The organism is SAR202 cluster bacterium, from assembly GCA_016872355.1.
Lineage (GTDB): Bacteria > Chloroflexota > Dehalococcoidia > Lucifugimonadales > VGZY01 > VGZY01.
This window is the reverse complement of sequence record VGZY01000103.1, coordinates 1-7,267: the sequence shown is the minus strand read 5'-3', so window position 1 is coordinate 7,267 and position 7,267 is coordinate 1. Positions and strand designations below refer to the sequence as shown.

At 60.3% G+C, this 7,267-nt stretch carries 7 protein-coding genes; 4 read left to right on the top strand and 3 right to left on the bottom strand.

The window, feature by feature from the left end:
• Positions 1-165 precede the first annotated feature (165 nt).
• Positions 166-645, bottom strand: coding sequence for a response regulator transcription factor (locus FJ319_14065; GenBank protein MBM3935393.1), 480 nt, complete (start codon positions 643-645; stop codon positions 166-168).
• A gap of 160 nt (positions 646-805) precedes the next feature.
• Between FJ319_14065 and FJ319_14060 the strand changes: the two genes are divergently transcribed.
• The 4 genes from FJ319_14060 (at position 806) to FJ319_14045 (ending at position 5,968) form a co-directional block, all read left to right on the top strand.
• Positions 806-2,101, top strand: a complete 1,296-nt coding sequence (locus tag FJ319_14060; GenBank protein ID MBM3935392.1) for an SGNH/GDSL hydrolase family protein — start codon at positions 806-808, stop codon at positions 2,099-2,101.
• A gap of 245 nt (positions 2,102-2,346) precedes the next feature.
• A complete protein-coding gene (locus FJ319_14055; GenBank protein ID MBM3935391.1) occupies positions 2,347-3,165 on the top strand; it encodes a hypothetical protein in 819 nt (272 codons plus the stop codon).
• 178 nt (positions 3,166-3,343) lie between these two features.
• On the top strand, positions 3,344-5,455 hold the full coding sequence (locus FJ319_14050) for a PAS domain S-box protein (protein ID MBM3935390.1): 2,112 nt from the start codon (positions 3,344-3,346) through the stop codon (positions 5,453-5,455).
• A 15-nt stretch (positions 5,456-5,470) separates the two neighbouring features.
• Positions 5,471-5,968 (top strand): hypothetical protein, encoded by a 498-nt coding sequence (locus FJ319_14045; GenBank protein MBM3935389.1) that lies wholly within the window; start codon positions 5,471-5,473, stop codon positions 5,966-5,968.
• Here FJ319_14045 and FJ319_14040 read toward each other — a convergent pair.
• Together FJ319_14040 and FJ319_14035 are read right to left on the bottom strand one after the other, a co-directional pair.
• Positions 5,907-6,302, bottom strand: coding sequence for a response regulator transcription factor (locus tag FJ319_14040; protein MBM3935388.1), 396 nt, complete (start codon positions 6,300-6,302; stop codon positions 5,907-5,909). The two genes, FJ319_14045 and FJ319_14040, sit on opposite strands and share 62 nt — an antisense overlap.
• A gap of 103 nt (positions 6,303-6,405) precedes the next feature.
• Positions 6,406-7,116, bottom strand: coding sequence for a response regulator transcription factor (locus FJ319_14035; protein MBM3935387.1), 711 nt, complete (start codon positions 7,114-7,116; stop codon positions 6,406-6,408).
• Between the last annotated feature and the right edge of the window lie 151 nt (positions 7,117-7,267).

Genomic DNA, 7,267 nt, shown 5'->3' with positions numbered 1-7,267 from the left:
CGGGCAAGCGAGGAGAGGGGCGTGCTGGAGACGGGTCCGTCTCCAGCACGCCCCTCTCCTCGCCCAAGGATCGAAAGCCGGCTCCAGATCACCCTTGGAGATCGAGACTGATTCAACCAAAACCAGTCGTACTGACAAAATCACTGAGCAGTAAGACTGACAAAGTCATTGAGCATTGACACGGAACTCTGTAGGCGTGAGTTTCACCTGGGTCCCGCCGACCGAGGCAGTACGTTTCTTCATGTCGACGGCGACAGACCGATGACTGACCTCCCCAGCTTCGGCGCCGTCGACGTCGCGCTGCGTACGACGCAAAACGGCGCGGACGCGAGCAGCCAGCTCCCGCGGGCTGAACGGCTTGGTCACGTAGTCGTCCGCCCCCAGGTCAAGGCCCGCAAGGCGGTCGTCCTCGTCTACGCGCGCGGTGAGCATAACGATGGGCACCTCGGACTCGCGGCGCAGGGCCCGGCACACGGCCATGCCATCCATCCTCGGCAGCATGACATCCAGGACCACAAGGTCAGGGCGCGACTCCATGGCCATGCTGAGCCCCTTCGCGCCGTCTGCCGCGGAAAGCACATTGAAGCCGTCCGAGGTCAGATACAGGCTGACGAGCCTGGTAGTATCGGGGTCGTCTTCAACCATCAGAATGGTGCCTGCCACAGTTACCTCGCGGGAATTGCCTTTTCAACCGTACGCCTATCTGTATATCGCGAAATCTTCAAGAAAGTTTGTAGACCCGCGCGTTTCTTGACATAGCCATGAACGGGTCATAGACTTTCGCAAAATCGAGCGCTGCAGGCCCATGGATAAGCTCGCCTCCAACATCAAGAACGTCCTCGCCGTCATCGGCCTCTCGGTGGTGACTGTGGTGTTTGTTGAGCTCGTCTGCCGGGCGGCCGTTTTCGCCTACCTGGGCGTATTCGGAGAGCCTCACTCGTCGGCGGCGCCAATCAACTCCGACGAGCGGGCCGATCTGGCGGCCTACGACGGGGTAGACTACGATGCGCGCCGTCTCATGCAGGAGGTGCGCGCCAGCGACCCGGTCGATTATGAGCCCTATAACATCTGGCTGCGAAGGTATTTCAAGGGAGAATACACGAACGTCGACTTCGAGGGGCGGCGGGCGACGCATTTCAGCTCTCAGAGTGAGGACGCCCTGGAGGTGTGGATGTTCGGAGGTTCCACGACCTGGGGCGTCGGGGCAAAGGATGACGAGACGGTCCCGAGCCTTGTCGCGAAGCTGCTCAACGAGGACTGGGGAGTCGAGACGAAGGTCGTCAACTACGGGGAAAGGGGATACGTCTCAACGCAGGAGCTGGTCTACCTGATTCGCGAGCTGCAGGCCGGCAAAAGGCCGGATGTGGTCACGTTCTACGACGGCGTGAACGACGCGACGGCGGTGGCATTCTGGCCCGAGGAGCGCGGCGCGCACGCCCTGCTTGACGACATCAGGGAGCGGTTCCAGGGTGGGCGCAGCCGGTCGGACCAGGTGCGCGCGCTGGTGCAGTCCACCGGCATGTACCGCGCTGCGGACCTCGCCGGGCGCATCCTGCATGGGCCGCCCGATCCGGGCACGGCAGAGCCCGGAGTTGGCGACGAGAACTACGAGGACCGCCTGGAGCACGCGGACTTCGATTGGCTGGGCAACCGGGCGCTGGACGTATGGGCGGAGAATATCCGCCTGGTAAACGCACTGGCGGCGGAGTATGGGTTCACCCCAATCTTCATCTTCCATCCCGGCCTCTGGGAGGCGGGCAAGCCCCTGCACCCTTCGGAGCAGCATGTCCTTGAGGTGCAAAAGCGGTCGGTTGCCCTGACGATGATCATGACTGTACGGGCAAAGATGGCCGAGCTGCTGGAAATCCGGATGGCGGGCTCCGACGTACTAGCAAGTGTACACAACCTGGACGGCGCGTTCTCCTCCACGACGGAGCCGGTGTATATCGATTATACGCACATCTCCGGCAATGGAAACAGGATTGTTGCCGGCCCGCTACGCGGAATAATTGTCGAGACGGTCTGCAGGGAGCGGCCGGCAAGCCTTAGCGAGACCGCAAGGGCGGGCCTGAATGCCAAATGCCCCGTCGGGCCGCGTTGAGCCTATTCGAAAAAATTCCCGTGAGGGGCTGTCAAAAGAGCTTTGTCGTTGTATACTGGCGCAATAATTCGGCCTGCTCCATGGGTGGAGGGTTAATCCTTTCGTACTGTGGCCTCCCTGGCCGCGCTGACGACCATAGGAGGCGGCCCCCACCAGTAGTGCGAAGTAGTTCCCGGTTTGCGTGATCGCGGTTACCTGTATCATCCGGACTTCCCAGCTAAGCATTGCCCCACGGAGGAGTGACGATGAAGATGCCAGGTTCCCCGGTTAGATTGGCCCTGCTGACGATGGCTTTTGCCGCACTATTCGGGCTAATAGCCGCCGGCTGCGCGGCCAAGTCAGACCCGTTCGCAATAGGCGCCCTCGCTGATAGGACCGCCACCCCCCAGGGTGGGGCCGCCGCCGCGGCCGCAGGCACTCCGCAGTCGCTTTCGCCAACGGACTCCCGAATCTCGGGTACCCCCGTATCGCTTGACGTTCGGAAGCTCGGACACGTGCGGCTGGCCACATGGTCGTCCAAGGATATCGACTTCATCAACAACCTCGTGGGATATATCATGGTGCACGGATACCAGTACACTGCAGAGCTCGTGGATGTCACTGAGCCTACCTACCAGGCTGCGCTCGCCGCCGGCAGCGTGGACGTCGTAATGATCGCACCCAAGTCCGAGTCCGCCGACTGGTACGCCCAGAATACCGGGTCCGGGACCGTATTGGACTTTGGAACGGCGTTCAGTGACTCAGCGGACAAGCGCATCATGGTGCGAGCTGACCTGAAACAGTCTGCGCCAGACCTTGCTGAGTTCCTGAAGAAGTTTAACCCCGGCGACGCCATGGTCACCGATTTTGCCGGGCGCGTCACCGAGGGCCGCGTGGGCATCAAGGCCAACGTGGCTGCGCTGACCTTTCTCAAGAACCACCAGGACATCTGGTCGCAGTGGGTGCCGGCGAACGTTGTAACAAGCGTGAACGCGGCCATTGCCGCCGGCAAGACAAACCTCAAGGACCGCACGTGCATACCCGACGGCGGCTCCGGCGGCGGCAGCCCGAACTGCGGCACTTAGAGTAAGGATATAAACAGTCGGTAGGGAAGGCCGTCCAGGCCATCGGTCTGGACGGCCTCGCGTTTCCAGGACAAAATGGCCCTCACCGGCATTGATGTATTTGACGGTTCGCGGCAAAATTTATTCTGGCTAATCATTTGTTGACCGAGAGCGTATCAGGCGGAGGCAGGCAACCCACATGTACGCCCCAATCATCAAGCTGCTGGTGCTCCTCCTGTTTGCCGGGATGGGCATTTATGTGTTGCGTGCGACGCGGAACGGCTCGATCCACAAGCACCCCGCCGCGGTGCTGTCACTAATATGGTTCGCGGGCTTTTGCCTGGGCCTCGGCGTCGAGCTTTCGGACGAACTGCCTTTCAGCCTGAACTTCAGATTCTTCTCCGGCTCACCCCAACCGATTCCAATTTCCCGCATTATCCTCGACGTGTCCGCGCTTTTCGCGTTCGGCAGCATTTTTCATTTCATAAAAGCCGTGAGAGCGCTCCTGCAGGCTGAAAACAGGCTCCAGCGATCTAACGAAAAACTTCAGAAAGAGACGGAGGCTCTCAGGATTCAGGATGAGAAGCTCCGCTTCCAGGCACATCTCCTGGACAACACCAGAGAGTCGATCATAGCTACGGACCTGCAGGGGAACATCACGTTCTGGAGCGGAGGGGCGCAGGCGCTGTACGGCTATTCTGCCGATGAGGTGATGGAGAAGCCTTTGCCGTTCATTTCCACGCCGGAGGAGACGAAGGTAGAGGCAGCGCGCCTGGAGCACGTAATGAAGCATGGGTCCTGGGCGGGCCAGATGGAACAAAGGAAGAAAGACGGGACCGGATTCTGGGTGGAAGTGCTGATTTCGTTAATCAGGGACGCTAACGGTCAGCCGGTCGGATATGTCGGCGTGGACAGGGATATCTCCGACCGGATCTCCATGGAGAAGGTGCTCGCGGAGAGCGAGGACCTGCACCGGACAATCGTCGACTCGCTGTCCGACGCGGTGGTCATCTATTCTGACAACCGCAGGGCTTTCGTCAACAAGGCCTACCTCAAGGTCTATGGGCTCAGCAACCTGGAGGAGGCTGTTAGCTACCCAATAGGCTCGTTCGCCCTGCCCGAGGACAGGGACAAGGTGATTGCCCATATCGCGGCGCAGATCCGCGGCGAGAACGCGTCCGGTATATACGAGTATCGCATACAGCGGCCGGATGGTAGCGTCAGGACCATTCACGGCACGACGGCAAGCATCGTGTACAACGGCAGGCCTGCCGTCATTTCCGTGCTGCGGGATATGACCGAGCGCAAGGAGGCCGAAGAGCGCCTGGTCCAGAGCGAGGCGCGGTATATGGCGCTGATCGAGAACGCAGATGACTCTATCTATACAAAGGATGCGCTCGGGCGGTTTGTGGTGGTCAACTCCGTTCAGGCCCAGCGCATGGGGATGCGAAAGCAGGAGGTCGTGGGCAAGACGCCGGTGGATATCTACCCGAACGATACCGGTCGCCGAATGCGGGCGGATGACCTTTCGGTCCTGGTCACCGGGCGGAAAGAGGAAACAGAATCCCTCACGATGACTGCCGATGGCCTGAAGGTCTACCTGGACCGCAAGGCGCCCATCAGGGACAATACTGGGCGTGTTGTGGGGTTGGTGGGCATCTCCAGGGATATTACAGAGCGCAAGCGCGTGGAGATGGATATAGACCGCCTGCGCCGGCAGAACGCGCTACTTCTAAATTCCGTGGGCGAGGGCATCTTCGGAATAGACCTCAGCGGCGCGATCACGTTCGTTAATCCGGCCGCAGCGAAGATAACCGGATGGCTGCCGCAAGAGCTGGTTGGCCACCGCGAGCACGAGGTCCTCCACCATTTCACCGTCGATGGGGCGCGCTACGCCCGCTCCGCGTGTCCGATAGAGGCGGCTTTCAAGAATGGCGCTTCCGGGCAGGTCGACAATGAGGTCTTCTGGCGAAAGGACGGCACGCAGTTCCCCGTGGCGTATGTATTCGCGCCTATTCGCGGGGAGCGAGGCGACCTGGAAGGCGCCGTAGTGCTGTTCCGCGATATCACGGACCTCCGGCTCGCGGAGAACGCGCGAATCGAGCAGGCGGTAGCGAAGGCGAGGTCCGAGGAGCTCAAGCGCTCCCGCGAGAGGATAGTGGCCGCATCGGAGTCTCTGCGAAGGCAGATTGCGCAACACCTGCACGGCTCGGTACAGAACAGGCTGATCGTGCTCCTGCACCGGCTCCACGCGCTGAGGAAGTCCTCAGTAGATCCCGAAACGGTGGCCACCGTATCTGCGATACACTAGAGCCTTTCGGCTATCGTGGACGATGAGCTGAGGTCCATCGGTCACCAGTTGTACCGGGCGATACTGCGCCGGGGTCTGGTGCCGGCACTGCAGTCGCTCTGCGACCATTTCGATTCCGCAATAGCTCTTGACGTAAGGATGGACCCTGAGCTTGTGCGTCGTGAGAAGTTCGACAACAATTTCGTGCCGGAGCAGGTGCGACTGGCCGGTTACCGGATCGCGGAGGAGGCGCTCACGAACGTGCTGAAGCACTCGGGCGCCTCGCAGGTGTTCATAGCCGCCGATCTGCGCGGCGGCGCAATCGAGGTGATCGTGAAGGACAATGGCAAGGGATTCGTGGCGGAGGGCAGCAAGAACTCGCTGGGGCTTGGCACCATGCGCGACTATGCGGAGGTGGTGGGAGGGGAGTGCGCGGTCAGGAGCGTGCCGGGGAACGGCACTACGGTGGTGGCTAAACTGCCTTCTTCAGTGCGTGACGAACAGCCTCGGCAGACACCCGCTGCTTTGGTATGAGGGCAAGCGCGCCTTCTTCAACCGCCAGCCGCTCGTGGGTGCGGTCCGAATGGGCGCTGACCAGGATGGAGTCGATCTTCGGGTGCGAGTGCTTGATGCGGCGCGCGACTTCCAGGCCGTCCATGTCTCTCATGTAGACGTCTGCAATAACCACGTCCGGGTGCAGGGTTTCCACGAGCTCCAGCGCGGTCTCGCCGTCGTTCGCTTCGCCGACGACGTGCAGGTCCCCGCCTTGCTCAAGTACGGACTCGAGCCATGCGCGGAACATCAGATCGTCATCGGCAAGGACTACTTCACGCATTACTCTGGGTTCTCTTCTTCCGGTAAGTATCATTCGACCTACTTGTATATTCTGACAGAGAGGATATGGGCGGAGACACAGGGGTAGTACGTATAAAACGGCTAGGTATTTCTACGTAAGTTCTGGGTACAGGGAGCTACTTGGCGCTATCGGAGTTTTCGGGGTAGTAGAGCGTGGCCTTGACGCGGGCGTGGGAGTCCTGTTCGTTCGCGAGCTGGAGCTCCTGGTAGATGGCGTGGATGTATGTTTCCACGGACTTTTCCGTAAGGGTGAGCCGCTTGGCGATTGCCGCGTTGTTGTAGCCCTGGGCTACCAGCTCAAGCACCTGCTGCTGGCGAGGCGTGAGCTTGACCAGCGCGGAGCCCTGTCTGGGGCGGAGGCCGCCCATTACGGCCGGGTCCAGGACCACCATGCCCATGATGCTCCCCTGGATGGCGCGCACGACGGAGTCTATATCCTGCACCGACTGTTTCAGCAGGTATGCCCAGCCCGTGCTGGTTTCCAGCGGCAGGCTCGTGAGATAACGGCGGTCGCGGTGAGAGGTAAGGATTACGATCCCGGTCTTGGGGTGATGCTGCTTTATTTGCAGGGCCGCCTCGATACCGTCGATGCTGCCCTGCAGCTCAATGTCCATCAGGATGGCGTCCGGCTTGACCTCGTCCGCCAGCTTCACCGCCGTCTCGCCGTCCTTGGCGACGCCAATGACCTCAACACCTTCCTCCTTGGAAAGCGTGGTCTGGAGAAGCTCGCTGAACAGTGCCTCGTCCTCGACGATTATTATGGGGGCTCTGGCCAAAATCTCACCCGTCCGTGAAAATCGTTCAAATCCTCGAATAAGATGCCACAAACGCCCGAGCTAATCAATGGTAACATGCACCAGTGTCTTTGCTCAGTGATATTGTCAGTAGGTAACTGCTCAGTGAATATGTCAGTCCATGAGAGGACTACATTTGACCGAGCGAGAAGCGAAGAGAGCACAGATACTGAACCTTGTTCTG

What these genes read in the sequence shown, in the direction of transcription:
- FJ319_14065 (MBM3935393.1), bottom strand. Translation starts at nt 645, where the DNA reads ATGGTTGAAGACGACCCCGATACTACCAGGCTCGTCAGCCTGTATCTG.
- FJ319_14060 (MBM3935392.1), top strand. Translation starts at nt 806, where the DNA reads ATGGATAAGCTCGCCTCCAACATCAAGAACGTCCTCGCCGTCATCGGC.
- FJ319_14055 (MBM3935391.1), top strand. Translation starts at nt 2,347, where the DNA reads ATGAAGATGCCAGGTTCCCCGGTTAGATTGGCCCTGCTGACGATGGCT.
- FJ319_14050 (MBM3935390.1), top strand. Translation starts at nt 3,344, where the DNA reads ATGTACGCCCCAATCATCAAGCTGCTGGTGCTCCTCCTGTTTGCCGGG.
- FJ319_14040 (MBM3935388.1), bottom strand. Translation starts at nt 6,302, where the DNA reads ATGATACTTACCGGAAGAAGAGAACCCAGAGTAATGCGTGAAGTAGTC.